The organism is Kaistella pullorum (assembly GCF_014837035.1).
GTDB classification, from domain to species: domain Bacteria; phylum Bacteroidota; class Bacteroidia; order Flavobacteriales; family Weeksellaceae; genus Kaistella; species Kaistella rhinocerotis.
This window is the reverse complement of record NZ_JACSPS010000006.1, coordinates 1-21,814: the sequence shown is the minus strand read 5'-3', so window position 1 is coordinate 21,814 and position 21,814 is coordinate 1. Positions and strand designations below refer to the sequence as shown.

Below are 21,814 nucleotides of genomic sequence, written 5' to 3'. Positions count from 1 at the left end.
GATTGCGGAAGTCTGCTTTTGTATCAGAATTTTCGCTAAGTTTAAAGTCCGGTTTTTGTACGAAGATCTGGGGCAGCCGCCGCAACCCTCCATATACGCCGGACGTTAGTGGTAATTTTATGAAGACGACCTACATACAATTTGACGCACCAAAAAACGACAGGCATTCTGTAAAACATGGACTGATAAAAAGTTCGTTGAAAAAAGCATTGGTAGGTATTTTGACATCGATTATTCCCAAAGCAAATCCCGACTTTGAAGGCAAAATAGATGAAGTGCAATATTGGCTTGTAGAATGTGACAATGAAACTGGAATACCAGAACGTGAAATTGGTTTAGACAAGGAAGGGCGAGTAATATTAAAAATGCCACACAAAGACAATTCTGGCTATTGGACTGACAACAATTTATTACTGAATGAATTCAAAGAGCATTTTAATGTTTCCGAAATTAGCAGGGAGAGTTTTGAGCAAAGCTGGGAGTTGTTCGACAAAATATCAAACTTTGAAATTGAAATTACGGACTTTCAAACACTAACAAGTGGTGCAGACGGTGGACACATATACTTGACGAGTGAAATTAACTATAAAGGACAACTTAGAAAATTGGTAATTTACTTCGCTGACAAATCAGACGAACAAAAAGTAAAGACAAAAGATAAATTAAAATTAAACGGACGACTGCTTGATGAAGGAATACAACAATCATTATCGCTGCTTGACACGAAACTAATTGACTGATGGAAAGAAAAACTACCACTAACAGCACATTTGCAATAGGCGGGGTTTCGTGCTCTGCAGACAGTTTTGTGGTTAAAGAAAGTTTAGCTCTTCGAATGAGCATTTGTGCTGTAAAGCCCGCCCATCGCAAATCTGCAAAACGTTAGCGGTCATGCTATGACGACCGTGCTGACACCAAAAGACTGACAAAAAACAGTGACCGTTACTAAAGTAAAATATAAAGATTGGGAGTTTGAAGTTGACCGTGACTTGACACGGCAGACTTATAACAGCGTTTCAGTAAGTGGGGCTGACAGTTGTGTTTGTAACGACTGTAAAAACTATGTTGCTTATCGTGACAAAGTTTTCCCTGACGAAATCAAGCGATTTTTTGACGACTTAGGAATTGATTACAAAAAAGAAGTAGAAATCATATCCTTTGAGACATTGCCTGACGGACTTCATCACATTGGAGGTTGGCTTCATTTTAAGGGACGAGTATTAACTGGCAAGGACTACAGAGTTCCTCTTCCTTCTGGAGGACACACCTTTGATTTGACTGCGATAAATGACACGTTTTCTATCGGCTTTGCAGTTGGTAAGGACTTAGCACATTTTGCCGACAAGACAGGTTTAGTTCAAATAGAGTTTATGACTTACATTCCTTGGGTAATTGACAAATCACTTGAGACAACATAATTTATGCAAACATACGAGAACGGAAAAGAAGCACGAACCGCTAACAGCACCTACCCAAAAGGCGGGATTTCGTGTTCCAAAGACAGTTTTGTGGTTAATCAAACATTAGTTTTTCAAATCAAGTTTTGTGGTAAAAGTCCCGCCCTTCGGGTAGCTGCAAAACGTTGGCGGTAATGATATATTATTCTGACTAACATTTATATACCTTAACCGGAAAATTTTTTCTTATGGGAATTTTACCGAAAACAAAACCGGCAGAGATCATTGACAATTTCAAATTGGAACAACTCTACAATCACGAGTTTGAAAACAGCAGATTTTTTAAAGTTGTATTTGCAGATAATGAAAATACAACTATTCAACTGTCATCAAAAACGTTTATGCAAATAAAATATTTGCCATCGCGAAATGATATTGAAGGCTTGGATATCATTAAAATTATCGGGGGGAAAGAATCCCAGAAAATATCATTTTCAAAATTCAACTTTGCGCAGCTTGAGTTGTTTTTAAATTTTATTCACGATCTAGATTTAAGCACAGTTGCTGAAAGAAGACTAAAGCTAGCGGATAATTCGCTAGACATTCTCGATGATGAAACAAAAAAGAAAATAGCCACATTATTGCAAGGCGCGGACGGCGCAGACGTAATACAACAGTTACTGGACAACGACATTGTTACCAGTCAGGATATCGTCAATACTGGATATCGAAAAAATCAGCTTAATCTCTTTTACCGCTTATTAAACGAGGAAGGTTATATTCAAGATTATAAAAAAGAAGAGAGCGTTGCGGGCCTTGTGACTGACTTAGAGACAAAAGGCATAAAACCAAATTCGAAAGATGAAATTGCTTGGCAATACTTCTTTAATAAAAATCCATGGATTTTTGGTTATGGGCTTGACTATCGTTATCAGAATATACTTCAAAAAGAATTTGCAGCTTCGGATACAGATGGAGCTGGGAAGGAACAGGTTAATGGTGATTTTTTAATTGGTGACAATTATTTCACTACGTTTGTCGAACTTAAAACACCAGAAACAGAGATATTTGTAAATGCACCAAGTGGAAAAAACCGTTCGGGTAGTTGGTGTTTGTCGAATAAACTGGTTTATGCCGTTTCTCAAATTCTAGAGCAAAAGGCTGCTGGTCAACTCAAACTTGAAAAAGAACCATATAATCACTTAGAAGAAAAAATTACGCAAAAAGGTTATGACTCAAAATGCATTTTACTAATAGGGAATTTAGAAAAAGAGATCGAGAAATCGGCAGACACACCAAAAATCAAAGAGATTAAAAGGAAAACATTTGAACTTTTTCGCAGAGATTCTAGAAATGTGGAAATTCTAACATTTGACGAACTTTATATGCGAGCGTATTACATTTGCCACAAAGAAAAATACAATCACTAGCGCCAACAGCAAGCAAAAATAATTGGCGAGTTTTCAGGCAGTTAGAGCTTAATTTTGACGAAGAATATTTTATCTTGCTGACAGTACACGGTTCGCTTTCATCGGCAACTATTCCAGCTCGCAACCGCAATGCTAAAAATAAGAAGATGTTAACAGCGAAATATATTGACACAAGTGAAGAATTAGATATAACAAACATTGATAATCCAAGAGAGACTATCGATAAAGAAAGAATATGTTGTAAATTCTGTAATGGACGAGTTTCCATAAAACATGGTCTATTACGGGCGAAGCATTTCTTTCACATTAATGTATGTACGTCAGATTTTGAAAGACATCCTGAAAGTCCACAACATAATTTAGGAAAAGTAATAATTGCAAATCATATTAAAACTAATTGGGAAGAATATGGCTCTGCAAACATTAAATTTGAATATATAATCCCTGAAATAAAAAGAATAGCGGATATTGCAATGGTTTTTCCAAGCGGATGGGTTGTTGTCCATGAAATACAACTTGCGTCAATAACAACTGAACATCTTGAAAACAGAACAAATGATTATAGAAAACTTGGAATTGAGACAATTTGGTGGCTTGGTAAAAGTGCGGATACCAAAACAAATCAAGAATGGTCTATTAAGAGATTTGGATTCTCCTTATCTATTGACTATACAATACTTGACGCCGAGGTTAAGAGTTTACAAAAAGGTAAGACGCTTTGACGAATTTACAGGAAGAGGATTTGATAATATTGAATGGGTTCCTATTTCAAATTTTAAGACAACAGAAGGAAGCGAGCACGAATATGTTCCTTGGCGTTCCACTATTTGGAATATTTCGATTTATAGAAGCCTTGAAATTTGGAAAAAAATACCTTCAAAAAAAATATTTGATAGTGTCGGGGACCTAACAATATATGGAAAGAGAAGTATAAATGGAAAATTAGGAAATGGTAATAATAAATATTTTAAAAAGGATATAAATGGTAATTGGGTTTTTATTAAATGGAAAAACTATAAAAATGACGAATTTTTCACTCCATTAACAGAAGAAGCAATTTTAAAATGTAAAGAACGGGCAATGCTATATAACACTGCCGCTAACAAGGTATCTATTAGCGCGGTCGAACTTATACAAAATGAAGAATCAAAATAACCCTTATTTAGCATTTCTAAGAAACCATCCTTTAGTAAGATAGAATAAAATCTTTATATAAGTTTCATACTATGAACCATAGTCAAAGCCGTTTCCAATCAGAATTAATCGATTCATGTATTTCTGAAGATTTTATTTTAAAACTAACATCTGATTTGCGACATCATACCTGTAATTTACAATGCCTCCTGAGATTATTAACTCAACTACTTCATCTATAATCGGCAGTGGCACCACAAACCATTCGCGTGGGGTAATGCGCTTTTTATTTTCGTCGTAAAGATCAATATTGAGGCAGCAATCTCCAAAGAAACGGTGCAATAAATTTTCGAAGTTATGGGTATTGAGGTTGAAGCATTTGTACGTCGCAATTATTTCAACATCTGAAAAGAGATATGTTGCCTGGCTGTCCGCATTTTTTACACGGTCTTTCACGGAATTTGTAGAAAACCCGATCTTATACAAATCTTTAATCTGACTTATTTTTGGATTAGGCGATTTGGACTTCAGTACATAAATCCAACCGCTTTTTACATCTTCTTCATCAATTAAGCGTGCTTTTTTTTGCAGGTCATCTTCGATATTTTCAAGTGTATCCGTAATTAATTTTCCTTTCTGCTGGACCAATCTACCAAGAGAACGGAACAGTAAATTTGAGGATGTACCATTTTCGAATACTGTAACTGTTCGACCGTCTATACGTTCGGCCGTTCCAGATGGTGAAGTCATAATTTTCTTCTCCAGATCAGCTGATTCCAAATAAAGCATCATACCGTCTGCAAGATAAAATTTCCCAATCTGTAAATTTTCTTGTGAAAAGTCGAAATTCCTGAGTTTTCTTTTTCCTTCTTTTAATTCTTTATGAATTTTTCGGAACATCTCTTCATATTTCGCAAATTCCTTTTCTTTCATTGGCTGCCGTTGAGCAATGAAATCTGATTTGGCTCTTTCTCCCGGTTTTGGTGTATGGGTGAATGAAAATATGGAGTTGTCAGCATCTGTTTCGAGCAGACCTAAATCGTCATCTTCCAGGATATCATCAAGTGTTATTTCCTCCATTGCCACTTCACCGAGAAGGTTGTAACGGTCAAAAGGTTTCAGGATTTTTTTGTGCGCCTCATTGGAACGGAATGCTTTAAGTTTAGACAGCAAGCCGTATTCGGACATTGAGCTGGTGGATGGTTCCCGACCATTTTTCTCGTAGAACTGATTGATTTCCATAAAAACGTCAGTCAGGCGGTCTTCATCGGTCTTGATTATGGATTTCTTTTCTTTAAAATCCAATAAGCCGAATTCGTCATCATCAAAAATATCGTCTAAACTTTTAGGCATTTTGCTGTCTTTGTCTTTTTGCTTCTCTTAAAAATATAATGGCTTCGGCCATACGAACTTCTTTTTGGTCAAATGACTGCAAGCTTGGCTCTTCCCCTGTTTTCGCTCTGAACTCCTTAATTTTGGGCCATAGGAGAATAGCCTCCTGTTCCGTCATTTCAATCTTAATCGCAGTTATGGTGTCCTGAATCGCTTTCAACATTCTGGTTGTTACACTTTTGGAGAGGATCTCGAATGCACGTTGGAACGGGTTAATCGAATCAATCAAATCAATATGAATATCATCAATATTTACAAAACTTCCAGCCATCCTGATGAACTTCTTGCCACCCTGTTCCTCAACGGTTCCCGCTTTTATCACTGAATCCACTACTACATACTGTCGTACCGCTTCGACTTCTTCGTCATTTAAGTCCGGATATACTTCACGGATGATCTTTGGAATCAACACTGTATTGATGGTTTCGGGTTCCAGATTTCCAGGCATGGCTTTGAGCATGGTATCATCCTGCAAAATTCGGGCTTTTAAGTCATTGATATCGCTTTCGATAATGTCTTTGGCTCTCTGTGAAGTCGGCAGCTTAAATCCTTCGATATGTAAGGTGCCATTATTGTCATCAAATTCATCATCATTTTCGTCGTCATCATCATTCTTCTTCGGTTTAAATTTGAAGTTGGGCGCGAGAACCTGCTCCATTAACAATGAGGCCGTGATCGCCTTCAGCATATTGTTAACTGCCACTTTCACGTCGTCGTCCTCAGCTTCCGGAGAAGCAATCAGGTTGGTAAACTGTGCATGGGTTTTGTTTGAACTGTCGCGCGTTGCCCTACCAATGATCTGAATAATTTCGGTTAAAGAGCCTCGGTAGCCAATGGTTAATGCATGTTCGCAGAAAGGCCAGTCGAAGCCTTCTTTCGCCATTCCCAGCGCAATAATCATATCGATATCTTCAGGACTACTGACGCCCCTTAAATAAGCAACTACTTTATCTCTGGAACGCGGATCATCATTTACCAAATCTGCCACTTTCAGGATTCTACCGGAGCGTTTACTTTTGATGTACATGATCTTGGTTTCATCGTCCTGGTATTCCATTTCGCCCAAACAGTCGATGATATGATTCACTTCCTCGTATTTCTGCTTTGAACTTTCTGCAGAATTAACAGAAGGAATATGAATGATGGTTTTTTTGTCTTCATCAAGAATTTCTTCTAGTGCTGATAAGCCGGTTTCAGGATTTGGTTTATAATATCGGCCCATATAAAAATGGTAGCCAATCCCTAACGATTTCAGGAACTCATATCCATTGAGCTGCTGGTAGTAATTGTAGGTGATTTTCGTAAATTTTGCTTCATCTTCAGGCATGAGAACCGGAACACTATCTCCACGAAAATAGGATCCTGTCATGGCGACCAGATGGGCGGTAGATTTTACCATAATATTTCTGATCACTTCGCCCAATCTATTCTCTCCATCAGCAGAAACATGGTGGAATTCGTCAATCGCTAAAAGTGTATCGTTCAAGTCTGTTGGCTGAATCCCTTCAAATGCAAAACGCAGGGTTGCGTGGGTGCAGATTAAAATTCTTTCATCACTTTCCAGAAAACTGATAAATGCCTTCACTTTGCTTTTATCGCTGCCGGGAGTACAAAGATTGTATTTGAGGTTAGGTTCCCAATTGGCAAAAAAACCATGGCTCACCAGATCAGTAGGACTGAAAGATGCGCCAATGGACCGTTCTGGAACTGCAACGATTACTTTCTTAATGCCCTGATTGATCAACTTATCTAAACCAATAAACATCAACGCTCGAGATTTACCGGAAGCTGGTGGCGCTTTCAGAAGCAGGTATTTTGCGGTACGCCCTTCGTAAGCCTTCTGCTGCATTTCGCGCATGCCGAGCTCATTGATCTTTTTGCTTTGTCCTGTCTGTGCATACTGGACTTCTACCAGATTAATCGGTTTCAGGTATTCGGGATGATGAATTTCTTTTTTCAACACGGTCTTTTTTTCTTTTTTGGAAGATGGAATCATTACTGAAAAGTTAACACTGTCGTACTCAATCTTACCAAGCAATAGATTGATGGTGTCAGAAGAAAGACTGTGACCTTTGGTATCCAGGTTAACCGGGAATTTATCTCCGTTGATCACCACTCCCTTCAATTCTATCAGCATCCGTGGGCTGTCGGGATTGTAGCCGCCCTGAAGGAGTAAGTACGTTTTAGGTTTCAGTTTGTCGTACTGGCCTTTGGCATTTTTATGAAAAAGCTTTTGTAAGTAGTGATCGGACAATTCGCGGTATTCCACGTTTTTTGAACCGCTGCGCATCTCGTGAAGGTATTCGTTTTTTATGGGCAGGTAGAGCCAGTTTTCGCTGGTAAGGCCAAGTTCGTTTATTTTGTTCTGAAGATCCGAGGCGTATGTCATGTGTTTTTTGTGTTTAGGAATGTCTAAAGTTTATCTAAAAAATCGGGATCTTTTATCTTGTGATTATCGTTTAGTTGATTGACATACAGTGTATTATGAAAATAGACTAACTAAAAGTTTGTCTAAAGTTTAATTAAAAGATGTCTAAAGTAAATCTAAAAAAGTTCAAGAACTCCAAATGTAAGCTGAAAGAATCCTCTTATTACTGAGTTGGTATTAGTTAAAAAAACTGAATGCTAAATTCTTTGCTTACATTATTGGCCTGTTTAGTGTAAACAAACTCATTTGTATTCCAAAACCGATGACAAAATTTAAATGATCCGCTGCACAGGACTCACGATTTTGTTGCTCCCACTGATTCCTTACTGTTATATGCTATTTGATAAGCCTGTCTATACTTGAGAATACTTTATACGTATTATTTTCGAAACACATTCGTCCGAGAATGATCGCGGGGTGAATATTATGGCTACTTGCCAGCTGCGCAATTACTTTATCACTTAAGGGAAATTCATATTTTTTAAATTCTTTCCAAACAGCAGCATCAATTAAGCTGTTTCTTGCAAAAATATCAGCTTCTTCTTCATATACCGTTACTACCTTATCATCTAAGTCCAGGAATTTAAGATCGCGGTTTTCGCTAAGATGTAAGAAAACATGACCAAGTTCATGAAATAAAGTAAACGCCAGGTTGTCAAGACGATTATATCTACAAGTCAAGATAATTGCCGGGTTTTTGTCGCTCCAAAATGAATACCCATCCACAGGCGTTTTCGTAAATTTTTCGAGGATTATCAGTTTAATCCCGTGGTCAGCCAAAACTGATTTCACACGCTGTTTAAGATTGTGATTCTCCAGAAAACACTGGTTCAGTTCATCAATTAATGACTGTTGACCGTCTTTAAAATTTTCGACCTCCACTAAAGAGGCTTCATATTCAGCCAAAGCACTCCAGGAAAACAAGTTTTTCTCATCTACGGTTAACTTCTGGGATTTTCTGTAAAACGAAAATTTTCTTTCCGCAAACTGGTTAATCAGATCGTCGACCGACTGCACTTTAAAAATCGTAAATATCTGCTGGATGTTCTTTTCGATATCATCGGACAGATACCCCAATTTTTTAAACATATTTACCGGAACATAATTTTTAATGATGCTCCAGACTTCAATATTCTGAACTTTTTTCACATTCTTCTCCTTAATTCTTGCTAAATCTAGGTCATGCTGTACCTGGAACTTCAGCCAAAAATCTGCGGGTATGCCCAGCGCTTTTTCCAATACCAATGCAGTATCTGCGGTAACGGGTCTTTTGCCCTTAATAATTTCGTTAAGGAATGTAGAACTCACCCCCAGAAGGTGGGCCAATTCCTTTTGGTTCAAATCATCACGTGCCTCCAACTCATCTGCAATCAAAATTCCCGGATGTGTTGCCTGATAAGGAACTGCTCCCGGGTTTGCTGTTTTTGTTGTCATTGCTTACAATTTTGTTTTTTTATTGATAATGATTGCTCAATTCAGCGATCGAACAAATGGTAATGGTATCGGGTTCCTGGCCTTCAGTGGAAGTGTAAAACTCAATTCTGAATTTACCATCCACCCGTACCGACTGTCTTCCGTTGAAATTGGTAAGTACTTCGTAGTTCATGCTGTTCATTACAAACAGATCTTCAACACGCGAAACGGCTTTCAGTATGTCTATTTTCTGTTTGTATTTTCTGATGACCTGCGGCTGAAACCTGTGTTTTTTATTTTTGGTTTTGCCCTGTTCATACAATTCGAGAAGATAATCTTCCATAAATTCAATCTGCATTATTAAGATTTTGAGCGGTGAAATGTAATGCAAAGATATACAATTATTCACTTATAAAGTGAATTTAAAGATGAGATTGTGTTTGCGCTAAGTTTGCAATTTCAATTGTAACGCCGAGTATACTTTTAGTTACAATATTGCAATCCATATAATATCGAGTGGTTTTGAGCGGATCATCCAATTCAAAATTATTAGGAATACTTTTGAAATTGACTAAATCATATGAGTTGTGACCGTCACTTTTGTTGAATGGTAGAAGAACTTGAAACGAAAATATTGAATAATATATTTTGAATATATAAGATGGAAGTTTGTCACTGTCTCCCTTTCGTTCCAGCAAGTACGCTTGTGTATTGAAAATATATTCCTCGCAATTTTGACTGAAATATAAAGGTAAAATTGCATTGCTTTTAATAACTTCATTTGTTTCATCTTGGAGCCACTCAAATGTTTTCTCAAATATTTCAAAATGTTTCTTATTAATCAATGAAAGAGCCATCTTTACTAAACATTTATAAATAGATAATGGTATAAAAGGATCTGTTTCCAAAAACAACTTACCACCTTCTGTACTTATTAAGCCTTCATCAATCCCAATTAAATCGAAATGGTTCTCATTTCGTTCCAGTCTGATATTGTTTTTTTTATAGGTGGGGAATTTTTTTTGTCCCTTCACGCCATAAATATTATGAAATATTTTTATAAAATTTGCAAACTCATTTTCTATTGTTCTGCCAAATTTTTCGTTGCACCGATCACATTCGTCATTTGCCAACAAATATTTATTACCAATAAACTGCGGAAAAAGATGTGATTCATTATTGAAACTCACCTCCGGATGCTTTTTCTTGCAAAATTTACAGTGATCTTTTTCTCCGGTTTTACTTTTTCTGGATATACTTTCTAAATCACAAAAATATATCGGCCTATAGTTTTCCCTAATCCATTGTGAGTCTTCTATTAATTGCAATTTCGAAATCATTTTCTTTTCCTGCTTTTCTTCGCCTTCTCAAACAGCGTATCCTTTTTTGTCATTTCATCATACTTCTTGAAAAGATTTTCTAATCTTTCAATATCACTCACATGTAGTACTAAGCGATAAAATCTTTCGAGGGGTGGTATTTCTTTGATCAATGTTATCAGTGTTAGATTGTAGTATTTAAAACTCATCAAACCAGAGTTTGTTTAAAATTTCATTTTCCTTAATAATTATCGTAAAACTCCTGATTTACTATTTCCCCACCTAATTCCGCATTATATACCAATTTTGTAGTGGGATCCAAACTGTATTCATTTCTACCTTTATGTTTTGCAAAAGCGGAGATTTTGTTATTTTCAGATACCATTAATTTAATGACAACTTGCTCAAAATCATCATAAATAAATACCGGTTTGTCAATTTCCAGAGAATTATATATGCTTTCTATATTACTCATTTGATGTTTTTAAATAATACCAAAATTAAATTTCATTTTTCTTTTTCTTCCCCTTCTTCACCTTGCCCCACAACGTATCCTTCTTCGTCATTTCATCGTACATTTTGAAAAGGTACTCCAGGCGTTCGGCATCGCTGGTGAAGGGCGCGAGGCGGTAGCATCTTTCTATGGCTTCGTCGAGTTCGCGGTGGGCGTTCTTCAGGTCTTTGGGCATGGTATCGGGATTGTAGAGCCAAGCCATGGTTTTTTGAGGGAATTTTGCGCGCTCATCTAAAATGGCAAAAACATACTGGTTAATGATTTCTTTCTGTTTGGTTGGAATTTCTGGGAATGGAAAAGTATTGTAGCAAAGAGTGTTGGAATATTGCATATCTGTTTTTAATCTTCCAGCAATTGCTCTAATCCATACCATGTGAATTTTCGAACTTAAAACACCGAAAATCCAGGTCTCAGAAGTATAAATAACTCTAACTGCGTTGGAGACAATATTTGACTTATCAAAATAGCCTATGGGAAGGTATTCGCGCCTTTCTGATCCTGTTTGTGGAATCAGTAAAAAATCTTCCTCTCTATGCTTGTTTTCATCAAAAAAATAAGGAATTTTCGCTTTGTTTTGGGTTGCAACTTTAGTGCTCTGTTTCCTAAAGTCCGCTACTTTCCCAAATCTTCCTTTAAATGAGGATATGTTATGTGCATCTTCTAAATTTTCATCAGTAACATAAATGCAGTACCTATCTATAGAATGCATGAATTCATATGCACCTATATATTTTTTAATAAATTTTTCCGCATCCGGTTCCGCCTGTAATATCTCTTCCCTTTCGGAATTATCTAAAAGCAAGTTTCCATTATCTCCAGGAGAACTACCTTTAATCATTTCTGGGAAAGCAGAAAGAGGTGTATTTCTAGGGTACACTAAATTGTTTGGCGCATTAATCAAGTATGGGTTGATATTGGTGGATACAATCTGTAAATTCTCCGAAAACAATACTTTTTTTTCGTTGCTAGCCATCCTTATTCCAACAATAATAACTGCCACACCAGCGTTACCTTTTGCATTATTTTGCCATTTAAAGGATTGATGTGCAAAAAATATTTCTTGATTTCTACTCAGAATGTATGGAAATAACAAACTAACTTGTTCGCCTTGGGTTATTGAGTTGGTAGAAACAAAGGCGTACTTTTGTTGTGGGGATTTTATATAATTGGTTGCCTTGATAAACCAAATTACAATATAATCAAGTTTTTTATAATTTGGTATGTAAGACACAACTGTCGCTAAGTCATTTTTTTGGTCAATATTTTGCCGACTGTAACCCAAGTACGGCGGATTTCCAATAATGTAAATTTCATCATTTTCTTCTTTTGAACAGGCTTTCTCCCAATCCAGAGTTGCGGCATTGCCCTGAGTAATTTTCCCGGATTCCTTCAGCGGCAAAATTGGATCGGTCTGGCCGAAACCTTCTAGTTGGTCTACAAAGACCTTGTTCATCTGGTGCTCTGCCAGCCAAAGGGAGAGAATGGCCACTTCGTGCGCAAAATCCTTAATCTCAATTCCGTAGAACTGAGAAAGGTGAATCTGGGGATAGTAGATTTTTGCCTGTTTGCCGCCAAAATTAATCTTCTGCTGGGTTGGCGGTATTGCAACAGTATCGCCCTTGCCAGAGAAATTCATTTTGGTCTGGGCGGTGATTGGCGTGTCTGCAAACTCATTTTCGAGGTCAATAAGCTGCTGAATAATTTTTATTTCAAGCAAACGAAGTTCCTTGTAGGTAATGATGAGGAAGTTTCCGCTGCCACAGGCGGGATCAAAAAACTTAATGTCGGATAAACGGGTTAACAGCTTCTCCAGGTTTTTAGCGTTATCTCTGTTTTTTTCAAACTCTTCATACAGCTCATCGAGGAAAAGCGGTTTGATGAGTTTCAGGATATTGGGTACGGAGGTGTAATGCATTCCCAAACCGGACCGCTCTTCGGGATCGGCCACTGCCTGAATCATGGAACCGAAGATATCGGGATTAATTTCGTCCCAGTTCAGGTTGCCGCAATCGAGGAGAATATCCCGTGATTTCTTGGAGAATTTTGGGATTTTAATTTCGTCTTTGAAAAGTCCACCATTTACATACGGGAAATCTTTTACTGCAGAGGGATGTGTGGATTTCCGGGAGTTGAGTTTCGCGAACAGGTCTTTGAAAAAAACATCCAGATCAGAGCCGTTTTCGGTGGTATTATTGGCCATTGCATCCGTAAACATGCCCTCATTTTCAAAGATGCCAGTGTCTTCCGCAAAGAAACAGAACAACAAACGCGAGAGCAAGATGTTCAGACTGTGGCTGTCACCTTTGTAAAGCTCAGGATTATCCTGAACCACAATATCGTAAAAACGGGCGAGCGCATAGGAAGCTTCGCGGTCTGCCTTATTGTCGTTGGTTGATTTATAGATTTCGGCACCGGTAATGGGCACGAAAAAATCGCGGTATTTTGGGAGGTCGGTTATTGGAAACTCGCGGTTGACTTTTGTGCGCAAATCCTTCGCAACAACATTTTTGTAGTCGGTAAGGAAGATGATGCGGGGATTTTCTTTCAGAATTCTGGGATCCTGAGAAAGTTCTTCGACCTCAAAAAGCATATTGCCGGTTTGCCCTTCTTTAAAGAAAATTTTGCCTTTGTAAAGGATTTCGCCCGCTACTTTGGATCTGTTGAAATCGCCTTTTTTTAGCCGGGAAACTGAAGCCTTTGGAAGGCCAAAAGCGAGGAGAAAGTCGTAGATAAATTCGGTCGGATTGAGATTCTGAGTCAGGTGTTCGAGGTGGTGTTCGGTTTCTTTGGAGGTCATATTTGTGTTTAGTAAAAGTAATTTTTCTTTTTTGCGATTTTGTTCAAAACAGCAAGCAGTTTCATGAAATCAGGTTCCTGGTCGAGGATTTTCGATTTTATTTCATTTTGACCATCATGACTCACATATGGATATTCATTACTTCCAATGACAATTTTGCTGGTTTTCCTGTTATTGTACCTAACTTCCAACTCCCATTGTGTACCATCGCAGACATCGTTATTTTCGTATTTTCTTTTCCATTCTGGTACCCTAATTTCATTAAGTGAATCTATTAATTCTCTCTTTAGCTCCGGAGCTAAAATGGATGTGGGTGTTGGCAATTTATTTAAGTGATCGAACCGGCTTTTAGCAATAGTATAAAAATTTTCAGTAATTCTTATTTCATTACATCCATCAGGATACCCTCCTATACTGAACATCAAATATTCCAAAGTTTTTATCCGAACTGTCATGAATTCAAAGATATGTATTATAATGAAAAATTTTAAAGTAAAATAGGTTGCACTTGTGTAACCACATTTTGACTAAAGAAAATTTTAAAATTTTAATCTGTCAACTATAGTAAAATATACAGAGTTAAAAAGCGCATTCAGAATCTCAAATTGATTATTCTTAGATTGTATTACCACCAATGCACAATTAGATATTCATGAAAAACTTATAAATATCTCCGCGAAGGAATTTTATAGAGACAAAAGAAAAGGGTTTTTAAGCATGTGATGATAATGGATTATTGCTGTCTTTTGAAATGGTTGATAGGAAAATCCGCTCATTCTTCTGATCTGCCAGAACGTTTTTAAATTCTATATTAACTATAACTCATTTATGCAATTAGTCATTAATGCTTTTATTACTTACTGCTATTTATTATTCTGTACACAGTTGCTTTATGCACGTTGAAAAGCAGCGCAAGTTCCACGGCAGATTTACCACCTGCATATAACTGCACGATTTCCTGAACTTGGATCTGTTTCAGTTTAGGGCGCCTGCCTCCTACTCTACCCTGACCTTTTGCATACTCCAAACCTTTTATCGTTCGTTCTTTGAGCATACTTCTTTCAAACTCTGCAAAAACTCCCACCATCTGCATCATCATTTTTCCGGCGGACGTGGTTGTATCGATCGATTCCGTAAGACTTCTGAAACCTGCCCCCCTACTCTCAATTTGCTCCATAATAAAAAGCAGATCTTTCAATGAGCGCGATAACCTATCAAGTTTCCACACAACAATTGTATCTCCTTTTCGAACATAATGCAGCAGTTCCTGAAGTTTCGGCCTCTCCCATCGGCCACCGGAAATTGTTTCTTCAAAGATTGTTTCGCATCCAATATTCTTCAGTGCCTCAATCTGGCTTGCATTATCTTGTAGCTGCGTTGAAACCCGTGCGTACCCTATTAACATAAACCAAGATTTATTTCAGCAATTTACAAACAAGTCTCGAATATCGCACAAACGTATCGCAAATTTATTTTATTTTGCGATACATTATTGCGACCTTAAAAAGCGTCATTTTTGTTAATCCGGAAAATAGTCGCATAATTGAACGTTATTGCAACCCTAAGATTTTTCTTTTTTGCGCAACTTTTTCTTAAAAAAGCGTCTGTAAAAAAGTTGAATGTTTTTTCCGACTATATAAATAAAATTAAGATCAAATAAAAGATGGTTAGCCTTGGCTAACGCCTTATTATCTTTTAAATAATTATAGTATTAAAAATACTTATAATATTAGTAGACCGAAAAAAACCCTTTAAACGTATTGCTATTGCCGTATTGAACAATTTATAGAAGAAATTGGATGGGGGTAACGGGTATTTTGAGTGGGGGTAATAGAGAAATCGAATGGGGGTAACAGAACTTTCGGTGGGGGTAAAAGCACTTTTAGTGGGAGTAATAAGGAAATTGGATGGGGGTAATATTGGTTAGTAACTTTCGATGGGGATAATAATATGCTGAGGACATTCGGTGGGGGTAACATTGTTAGGAACATTCAGTGGGGGTAATAGTCCTTCTATGGGTATTCCGTGACCGGGATCGCCCTGACGCTAAACATAACGCACAATATGATAAAAGCATTTATTCATCAGTCTACACAACAGCTATAGAATTCCTTGCCGTCATCCATTTGGCAATAGCAACGATTTATAGAACTTAGCCCCGGACATCCAGTGGGGGTAATAGGGTCTATAGGTTTAATTCAATACATTTATCGACAAACCACTTGAGATAATCTGCGCCGACTATATTTACATCTAGGCGGCTGCGTGTCACTGTGCTCATCTTCTCATAGCCATATTCCTTCATTTTGGCCTCAATATAAACCATCTGCTTATCATTCAGTTTACGCGACTTCTTAATGTATTTTAAGGCATTCTTTCCCCTATAGTCATCAATGCTCTGATATTCGATGACCGCAGCGTTATTTGTCTCATAGAGAGAAAATACAATACTATCTTCTACAATCTTATAACCGAAAGATATATTCCCTATTTCATTCAGTTTCTTCTGTATGCCGTCGAGGAATACAGTGAGCTTGGATTTTTTGGAATAATGACTGGCCAGCGATAAGTCATCGATGAACTTCTGGATTTTTATATTACCCCCATTCATTTTCCCTAATTTCTTTTTCAAATACAGATATACATTAAGAGGCATCGTCGAGGGTGTAGAGAATAAGATACTTCTGTACACCTTTGAGTATCCATCGATATTGTTAAGTAGCATCTTGGCCGTTGCTTTCGAAATATAAAAGCGAATATAGTTCTGCCCTTTGTTGAAAATAGGTGTCTCAATGAAATTGGTAATTAAATACTCCTCTCCCACATTAGATTTGACGGTATGGTTTCCCAGCGCTTTCAGGATCTTTAGCTGCTCGTGAAAAACGCTGTTATCTTTAACTTTAATATTACCATTATCATTCAGCGCTTTGGTTGGGATAATCATTTGGAACATGCTGAAATTGTCGGCAAAATAACTTTCTTCTATTACCGCCAGTTTCTTTCCCGACTCCAACAACCGGCGTTTCTCTATCTCCTCCATTCTAATGTCCTGTAGTGAAACAAACCGGCCGTCACGTTCCATCAAGTCATTAGATATAATGTCTTTCGTTTCATCCACGGAGAGCTTATGAACCTGCGTTGATTTAAGCATCTCCATCATCACGAAAATGATTCGATGCCCGAAAATATTGATCCTTTTCAATGGTTCTAAGCCTCCCAAGAAATCAATCAGTTCGTTCGGATACAGCGTTACCAGCTGCGCTTCGTAGCTGTCGAAGGTTTTTGTTATGCCCGTATTTTTATCTTGCGCTTTCATTAGGATTTCTTTAGAAATGGTCGGAAAGAAAATTCTGTCACTGGATTATCTTTGTCAAATATACAGTGATAATCGGTCGTCTTGGTGTTTGCGTAATAAGTGTTTTTATCAATAAATACTTTGATCCAAAGCCAGTTCTGCAATGTCGCCGCTAACTTGCTTGGGGTATATACTTTGTGGTAATACGCCGTCTTTTTAGTGTCCGAAAAATATACGACACAAAAGAAGCCTTCACTTTCTCTTGTTTTCATATTATTTTTATTAAATTTGAAGTAGGAAAAAACATAGAAATATGTTTAGGGCGTCTGATTTTTTCAGGTGCCCTTTTTTATTATAATTCACCATATTTGGCTTTGAGTGCGCCGATCATTTCATTCATAAAATCTTCCTTCGTAAAGGCACCCAACACATTACCACTCTTGGTATAAATATAATCATAGATAAACTCCACATCATTTGCCGTCAGGCTGAAAGAAGTCCTTACCCGATTATTCAGTTCTGTACCTTTCATTACACGGCCTCTACGCGTTGGGATCATGCCCGACGGACGCTTTTTCAGTCGCTGCCCTGTCTGACGCAGTAAGTCCACCCCTTCTTTCACGACATCCGAAGCCGTAAACTGAAAAAACTCTGGATCCTGCTGCCTTTTTTCAAATTCCAGCGCACGGATATAATTCATATTTTCAGCCTCAGACGAAAACGAGAAATTATAGTTCTTCGGCTTTACCTTCTCTACTTTTTTCTGTTCCATTTTAGGTTCTGCAGGTTCTGGGCTCGGTAACACTCCTGTTTTTCTCTGCATTTTTTGGAATGCATCCTGCAGTTTTAGAGACTGTCCACTACTCTCTTTTTTCTTACCGAAGTTGCTTAACACAGATGGTTTCATATCATTTTTACTTTTAATTCTTTTACCAAGTTCTTGTAATCCTTGCTTGCACGACTCTTACTATCAATCTGGAAAATAGTCTTACCTTCTTTGATAGCTTTCTTAATATTAATATCCTGACGGATAAATGTTTTGAGCAGATAATCCTTTGTAAATTCATTCTCCAGGAAGTCATTATAATAGGCCCGGAAGTCACTGGAGTTCACCAACACAGCATTGAAAAAGAATCCAAGATATTCGAAGTTTAGATTATGGCGTTCCCGGAGATTCAACAGTGAAGGAATTAACGAAGTAATTCCCGCCAACGAATATTCATCATCCTTAATTGGACTCAAAACATAGTCCGACGCACATACGGCCACTTCTCCCAAAGTCAGTCCTTCGCTCAATGGCTTCGGTGGACAGTCAATCAGTACATAATCAAAGAAATTTTCCAGCAGTGCCAGACTTTCCTTTAAAGCGTACCGCCCCAATTTATAACTTTCCAGCTGTTCGGAGCCGGCCAGCACATATATATTATTGTGTTCACCTTTCTGTGTGAACTCAAGGCCTTCTTTCTGCTCCAGAAAGTCCACCACTGTATATGGAGTATCATCATCAAGCTTATACCCAAGCGACAGATTCTTCTGACTGTCAAAATCAATGACCAGCACTTTCCTTCCTTTCTTAGCGAAGCCGGCTGCCAGGTGAATGGTTGTAGTTGTTTTACCTACTCCACCCTTTTGGGTTAAAACTGATATCACTTTTGTGCTCATGTTTCATTTACATTTTGAACGGTAAAGATAATGTTTTTAGGCAAATAGTTCATTCTTTAATTATTCGTTTAGTTAATTATTTAATAGTTTTTTGTACTGCACTTCTGTTTAGTACGGTTTAGTGACGTTTTCACACTACTTATATATTAACCAATCTTTATGTAATTGTGTATTTGTGATATTATCCTTTTAGTTAATTATGAAATAAAGACACGGATTTAAAGATCCGTGTCTTTGCAATTATTTAATATCATTTAAAACGGTGAAGTCTTCGGCGGTATAATGTTCCTGAGGTTCTTTGTCTTTATTCCAGAAATTGTTTAATTGGTACTCGAGCGCATTTTTCAAAGCACTTTCGTAGACCCATTGCGGAACTTTGATGGTATAGTTCGTTCCACCGTCCTCATTTTGCGTTCCGGTAACATCTTGAATTTTACTGTTGGGCAAAAATAGCCAGATCTCATATGTCCGGTCTAAACTCTTTAACTTGGCGCGTACAGAAACTTTTGCAGATTTCTCACCAGATTCGTAAAGCGCCGTAGAGATTGCCACTAACTTTTCCGTGGTCGGATTTTGCATTTCCACCAATTTTGTTTTCCAAAATTCATCATCGACGGAGAGAGTATTGCCATCAATCTTAGTAACGGAGAGAGGCAGGAAAAAAGATTCATTTTTCCCTGTTTCCTCAACAAACGCTGAAATCAGCACTGCCTGATTTGTTCGTTTTTTTTCTGTAAAGGATGTGAACGTCTTCATAATGAAATGATTTTGTGGGTTAAATATATTGATCTAAAAGCAATATTTAAAATGGAGCCTGTTATTTGTTTAGTTCTTTAGTTAATTGATTAATTAGTATAATGTGTATTTAGGTTTTTAGTATAGTGTTACATTCAATCGGTTCGGAGTCATCGCTCATGCGGGAGATACAGTACGTTATTTTCAAACCAAATTTCACACTCGTAAATACTGGGGACTTCCCGATGCTTGTGATGAATAATAATAATGTTCCGATTTCCGTCTTCTAACTTAATTTGAAATAGAGAGTTTGGCAGACGTAGAAATTTCCAGACCTGAAAAGGTTCTGCAATAACTTCAGGTTTACTTTCCATTAGCAAAATGAATTCCGCCATCCAAAACGCATGATTGCACTGCAGGAAATGATGTAGGGTAGTGGTAAGGTATATTGTCACGGTATTTAATTAGTTAATTATTCTTTTATGAGATTTATACTGATAAGCCATTATGTTATTATTTATTTATTAGTTTATGTATTTATTTGGTAATGAGGACACGTTTTTTTCTTTTAATTGATAGAGTTTCTGAAGTGATCGCGAAAACTTTCCGGGGAATGTGAAGCTTATCGGAAATGTCAAAGAACGCTCTGCTGTTGTCTTTATTCGTTTAATGGAGGTGTGTCTTTCTTTGCTAAATGAACATAAAAAGGGAAGAGTGACTAAAACTGTAATGAAATGAAAGCCCGAAATGAATTTGCCCGCACGGCCTGGGTGGGTTTGTCAGCAGGAAACGGCTGACGGATTCCCAAATTCATTTTTTTAGGAGAACAGCCCTTTTTAGTTTTGCATACAGAAAAAACACCGGAAATAGGAGGGAAGAAAAGTAGTCGGTAGAATATTTACAAAGTAATAAAATTTCGTGATTTGCGATTGAAGAACTATCCAAATAGGTTTATGAATTTAATGCAATATTACACACGCTATTGACAGAATTTACATCACTACAAAAAAAACTAATGAAATGATTTAGTGTTCCAAATTTGATTATCTTTATTTCTCAAAATCAGAACATTATGATTTGGTCTGCAAAACTAATAAAGCATAGAGAGGACAATCGAATTGGTGTTGTTTTTGAAAACGATCAGAAGCTGATCCGCCGCATAAAAATGATCAGTGGCGCAAGGTGGAGCCAGCAGAAAAAGCTTTGGCACATTCCGGATACTTTGGAGAACCGAAAACGCTTTAAAATAATGCAGAAACAGGATCTGGAACTTTCACCCCAAGGCCGCGAACACCTTGCTAAATTTGATCAGTGGCTTTCTGCCAAAAGGTACAGCCCAAACACCATTAAAACCTATTTGGAGGCACTCCGTTCTTTTTTATTTTTTTTCAAAGAAAAAGATATTGCCGAAATTACAAATGATGATGTTCTTTACTTTAATACTAAACACATTTTAAAAAATAATTTTTCAGCTTCTTACCAAAACCAAATTACAAGCGCCGTAAAACTGTACTTTAAAACTGTTCGTGACACTAAAATTGATATTGAAAAAATTCACAGGCCAAAAAAACCCAAACTTTTGCCGAATGTTTTGAGTAAAGAAGAGGTGAAAAACATTCTAGAAGTACATTCCAATGTGAAACACAAGACCATGCTATGCTTAATTTACAGTTGTGGTCTGCGCTGCAGCGAATTACTTCATTTAAGACCAATGGACATTGATTCTAAACGAAATATAGTTCTGATAAAGCAGGGGAAAGGTAAAAAGGACAGAATTACGCCATTATCTCCGAAGATATTGAATTTGCTGCGGATGTATTATCAGCTATACAAACCCAAAACCTATTTATTCGAAGGCAAGGAAGCTGGCACGGTCTATTCTCCCAGAAGCCTTCAGAGTGTTTTGAAGCATGCCTTAGAAAAATGCAACATACAAAAGCCTGTAACCTTACATTGGCTGCGGCACAGCTACGCCACCCATTTGCTGGAAAGCGGAACGGATTTGCGCTATATTCAGGAGTTATTGGGGCATAACAGCAGCAGAACCACAGAGATTTACACGCATGTAAGCACAAAAAGTTTACAGCAGATAAAAAGTCCGTTTGATGACTTGTAAAGAAATAAAATATATCTTAGTGCGCATAAAATAAGTCTCACAAAAATCAGACAAATCCCTACAAAATCCGTTGTATTTGTCTGACGGAGTCAGACATATAAACAAGTTACCGCCCATACTACCTTCCGCCGGTCCAAGATCCGTTTTTGTAATTAATTCAGTATTGGAAATCCGGGCTTTTT

At 37.4% G+C, this 21,814-nt stretch carries 22 protein-coding genes; 6 read left to right on the top strand and 16 right to left on the bottom strand.

Translation table 11 applies throughout. The features are described 5' to 3' along the window. The 5 genes from H9628_RS11525 to H9628_RS11505 form a co-directional block, all read left to right on the top strand. Nucleotides 1–740: hypothetical protein (locus H9628_RS11525; RefSeq protein ID WP_251834294.1), on the top strand; the 740-nt coding region annotated here is incomplete at its 5' end. Nucleotides 741–935: 195 nt separating this feature from the next. Beyond that, on the top strand, nucleotides 936–1,418 hold the full coding sequence (locus H9628_RS11520) for a hypothetical protein (RefSeq protein ID WP_251834293.1): 483 nt from the start codon (nucleotides 936–938) through the stop codon (nucleotides 1,416–1,418). A 227-nt stretch (nucleotides 1,419–1,645) separates the two neighbouring features. Next, nucleotides 1,646–2,827 carry a Shedu anti-phage system protein SduA domain-containing protein gene (locus H9628_RS11515; protein WP_251834292.1) on the top strand — a complete coding sequence of 394 codons (1,182 nt, stop codon included), beginning with the start codon at nucleotides 1,646–1,648 and terminating at the stop codon, nucleotides 2,825–2,827. After that, complete coding sequence (locus H9628_RS11510; RefSeq protein WP_251834291.1) at nucleotides 2,800–3,549, top strand: competence protein CoiA; 750 nt, start codon at nucleotides 2,800–2,802, stop codon at nucleotides 3,547–3,549. The genes H9628_RS11515 and H9628_RS11510 overlap by 28 nt, the downstream gene beginning before the upstream one ends. After that, nucleotides 3,506–3,982: a hypothetical protein gene (locus H9628_RS11505; RefSeq protein ID WP_251834290.1), complete on the top strand. Its 477-nt coding sequence runs from the start codon at nucleotides 3,506–3,508 to the stop codon at nucleotides 3,980–3,982. The genes H9628_RS11510 and H9628_RS11505 overlap by 44 nt, the downstream gene beginning before the upstream one ends. A 132-nt stretch (nucleotides 3,983–4,114) precedes the next feature. On the opposite strand, the gene H9628_RS11500 is transcribed toward H9628_RS11505, so the two are convergent. The 15 genes from H9628_RS11500 to H9628_RS11990 form a co-directional block, all read right to left on the bottom strand. Next, a complete protein-coding gene (locus H9628_RS11500; protein ID WP_251834289.1) occupies nucleotides 4,115–5,314 on the bottom strand; it encodes a GIY-YIG nuclease family protein in 1,200 nt (399 codons plus the stop codon). Continuing rightward, nucleotides 5,307–7,742 (bottom strand): DEAD/DEAH box helicase, encoded by a 2,436-nt coding sequence (locus tag H9628_RS11495; protein WP_251834288.1) that lies wholly within the window; start codon nucleotides 7,740–7,742, stop codon nucleotides 5,307–5,309. The genes H9628_RS11500 and H9628_RS11495 overlap by 8 nt, the downstream gene beginning before the upstream one ends. A 375-nt stretch (nucleotides 7,743–8,117) precedes the next feature. Then, the gene (locus tag H9628_RS11490) at nucleotides 8,118–9,215 is read right to left on the bottom strand and encodes a HigA family addiction module antitoxin (protein ID WP_251834287.1); all 1,098 of its coding nucleotides are present in this window, start codon (nucleotides 9,213–9,215) and stop codon (nucleotides 8,118–8,120) included. 19 nt (nucleotides 9,216–9,234) lie between these two features. Then, nucleotides 9,235–9,552 carry a type II toxin-antitoxin system RelE/ParE family toxin gene (locus tag H9628_RS11485; protein WP_251834286.1) on the bottom strand — a complete coding sequence of 106 codons (318 nt, stop codon included), beginning with the start codon at nucleotides 9,550–9,552 and terminating at the stop codon, nucleotides 9,235–9,237. A gap of 64 nt (nucleotides 9,553–9,616) precedes the next feature. After that, the gene (locus H9628_RS11480) at nucleotides 9,617–10,522 is read right to left on the bottom strand and encodes an HNH endonuclease (protein WP_251834285.1); all 906 of its coding nucleotides are present in this window, start codon (nucleotides 10,520–10,522) and stop codon (nucleotides 9,617–9,619) included. Nucleotides 10,523–10,754: 232 nt separating this feature from the next. Further along, a complete protein-coding gene (locus H9628_RS11475; RefSeq protein ID WP_251834284.1) occupies nucleotides 10,755–10,988 on the bottom strand; it encodes a hypothetical protein in 234 nt (77 codons plus the stop codon). 25 nt (nucleotides 10,989–11,013) lie between these two features. Next, on the bottom strand, nucleotides 11,014–13,824 hold the full coding sequence (locus tag H9628_RS11470) for a class I SAM-dependent DNA methyltransferase (RefSeq protein ID WP_251834283.1): 2,811 nt from the start codon (nucleotides 13,822–13,824) through the stop codon (nucleotides 11,014–11,016). An 8-nt stretch (nucleotides 13,825–13,832) separates the two neighbouring features. After that, nucleotides 13,833–14,246 (bottom strand): hypothetical protein, encoded by a 414-nt coding sequence (locus H9628_RS11465; RefSeq protein WP_251834282.1) that lies wholly within the window; start codon nucleotides 14,244–14,246, stop codon nucleotides 13,833–13,835. A 431-nt stretch (nucleotides 14,247–14,677) separates the two neighbouring features. After that, nucleotides 14,678–15,229 (bottom strand): recombinase family protein, encoded by a 552-nt coding sequence (locus tag H9628_RS11460; RefSeq protein ID WP_251834281.1) that lies wholly within the window; start codon nucleotides 15,227–15,229, stop codon nucleotides 14,678–14,680. Nucleotides 15,230–16,009: 780 nt separating this feature from the next. Next, nucleotides 16,010–17,140, bottom strand: coding sequence for a hypothetical protein (locus tag H9628_RS11455; RefSeq protein WP_251834280.1), 1,131 nt, complete (start codon nucleotides 17,138–17,140; stop codon nucleotides 16,010–16,012). Further along, on the bottom strand, nucleotides 17,140–17,391 hold the full coding sequence (locus H9628_RS11450) for a hypothetical protein (protein ID WP_251834279.1): 252 nt from the start codon (nucleotides 17,389–17,391) through the stop codon (nucleotides 17,140–17,142). Before H9628_RS11450 ends, H9628_RS11455 begins: the two co-directional genes overlap by 1 nt. Nucleotides 17,392–17,471: 80 nt before the next feature. Continuing rightward, the gene (locus tag H9628_RS11445; RefSeq protein WP_251834278.1) at nucleotides 17,472–18,026 is read right to left on the bottom strand and encodes a hypothetical protein; all 555 of its coding nucleotides are present in this window, start codon (nucleotides 18,024–18,026) and stop codon (nucleotides 17,472–17,474) included. Beyond that, the gene (locus tag H9628_RS11440; RefSeq protein ID WP_251834277.1) at nucleotides 18,023–18,781 is read right to left on the bottom strand and encodes a ParA family protein; all 759 of its coding nucleotides are present in this window, start codon (nucleotides 18,779–18,781) and stop codon (nucleotides 18,023–18,025) included. Before H9628_RS11440 ends, H9628_RS11445 begins: the two co-directional genes overlap by 4 nt. Nucleotides 18,782–19,021: 240 nt before the next feature. Further along, the gene (locus tag H9628_RS11435; RefSeq protein WP_251834276.1) at nucleotides 19,022–19,537 is read right to left on the bottom strand and encodes a hypothetical protein; all 516 of its coding nucleotides are present in this window, start codon (nucleotides 19,535–19,537) and stop codon (nucleotides 19,022–19,024) included. Nucleotides 19,538–19,686: 149 nt separating this feature from the next. Beyond that, complete coding sequence (locus H9628_RS11990) at nucleotides 19,687–19,971, bottom strand: DUF6876 family protein (protein ID WP_394368183.1); 285 nt, start codon at nucleotides 19,969–19,971, stop codon at nucleotides 19,687–19,689. 617 nt (nucleotides 19,972–20,588) lie between these two features. Between H9628_RS11990 and xerA the strand changes: the two genes are divergently transcribed. Continuing rightward, entirely contained in the window at nucleotides 20,589–21,632 is a 1,044-nt protein-coding gene (xerA, locus tag H9628_RS11430) for a site-specific tyrosine recombinase/integron integrase (protein ID WP_251834275.1), read from the top strand. On the opposite strand, the gene H9628_RS11425 is transcribed toward xerA, so the two are convergent. After that, nucleotides 21,597–21,814 (bottom strand): hypothetical protein (locus H9628_RS11425; RefSeq protein WP_251834274.1); only part of this gene is annotated, 218 nt, incomplete at its 5' end. The genes xerA and H9628_RS11425 overlap by 36 nt on opposite strands.

Excerpts from the sequence above, each read along its gene's own strand:
- H9628_RS11485 (WP_251834286.1), bottom strand. The coding sequence starts at position 9,552 with ATGCAGATTGAATTTATGGAAGATTATCTTCTCGAATTGTATGAACAG.
- H9628_RS11490 (WP_251834287.1), bottom strand. The coding sequence starts at position 9,215 with ATGACAACAAAAACAGCAAACCCGGGAGCAGTTCCTTATCAGGCAACA.
- H9628_RS11475 (WP_251834284.1), bottom strand. The coding sequence starts at position 10,988 with ATGAGTAATATAGAAAGCATATATAATTCTCTGGAAATTGACAAACCG.
- H9628_RS11445 (WP_251834278.1), bottom strand. The coding sequence starts at position 18,026 with ATGAAACCATCTGTGTTAAGCAACTTCGGTAAGAAAAAAGAGAGTAGT.
- H9628_RS11495 (WP_251834288.1), bottom strand. The coding sequence starts at position 7,742 with ATGACATACGCCTCGGATCTTCAGAACAAAATAAACGAACTTGGCCTT.
- xerA (WP_251834275.1), top strand. The coding sequence starts at position 20,589 with ATGATTTGGTCTGCAAAACTAATAAAGCATAGAGAGGACAATCGAATT.
- H9628_RS11440 (WP_251834277.1), bottom strand. The coding sequence starts at position 18,781 with ATGAGCACAAAAGTGATATCAGTTTTAACCCAAAAGGGTGGAGTAGGT.
- H9628_RS11465 (WP_251834282.1), bottom strand. The coding sequence starts at position 14,246 with ATGTTCAGTATAGGAGGGTATCCTGATGGATGTAATGAAATAAGAATT.
- H9628_RS11455 (WP_251834280.1), bottom strand. The coding sequence starts at position 17,140 with ATGAAAGCGCAAGATAAAAATACGGGCATAACAAAAACCTTCGACAGC.
- H9628_RS11500 (WP_251834289.1), bottom strand. The coding sequence starts at position 5,314 with ATGCCTAAAAGTTTAGACGATATTTTTGATGATGACGAATTCGGCTTA.
- H9628_RS11435 (WP_251834276.1), bottom strand. The coding sequence starts at position 19,537 with ATGAAGACGTTCACATCCTTTACAGAAAAAAAACGAACAAATCAGGCA.
- H9628_RS11515 (WP_251834292.1), top strand. The coding sequence starts at position 1,646 with ATGGGAATTTTACCGAAAACAAAACCGGCAGAGATCATTGACAATTTC.
- H9628_RS11460 (WP_251834281.1), bottom strand. The coding sequence starts at position 15,229 with ATGTTAATAGGGTACGCACGGGTTTCAACGCAGCTACAAGATAATGCA.
- H9628_RS11450 (WP_251834279.1), bottom strand. The coding sequence starts at position 17,391 with ATGAAAACAAGAGAAAGTGAAGGCTTCTTTTGTGTCGTATATTTTTCG.
- H9628_RS11470 (WP_251834283.1), bottom strand. The coding sequence starts at position 13,824 with ATGACCTCCAAAGAAACCGAACACCACCTCGAACACCTGACTCAGAAT.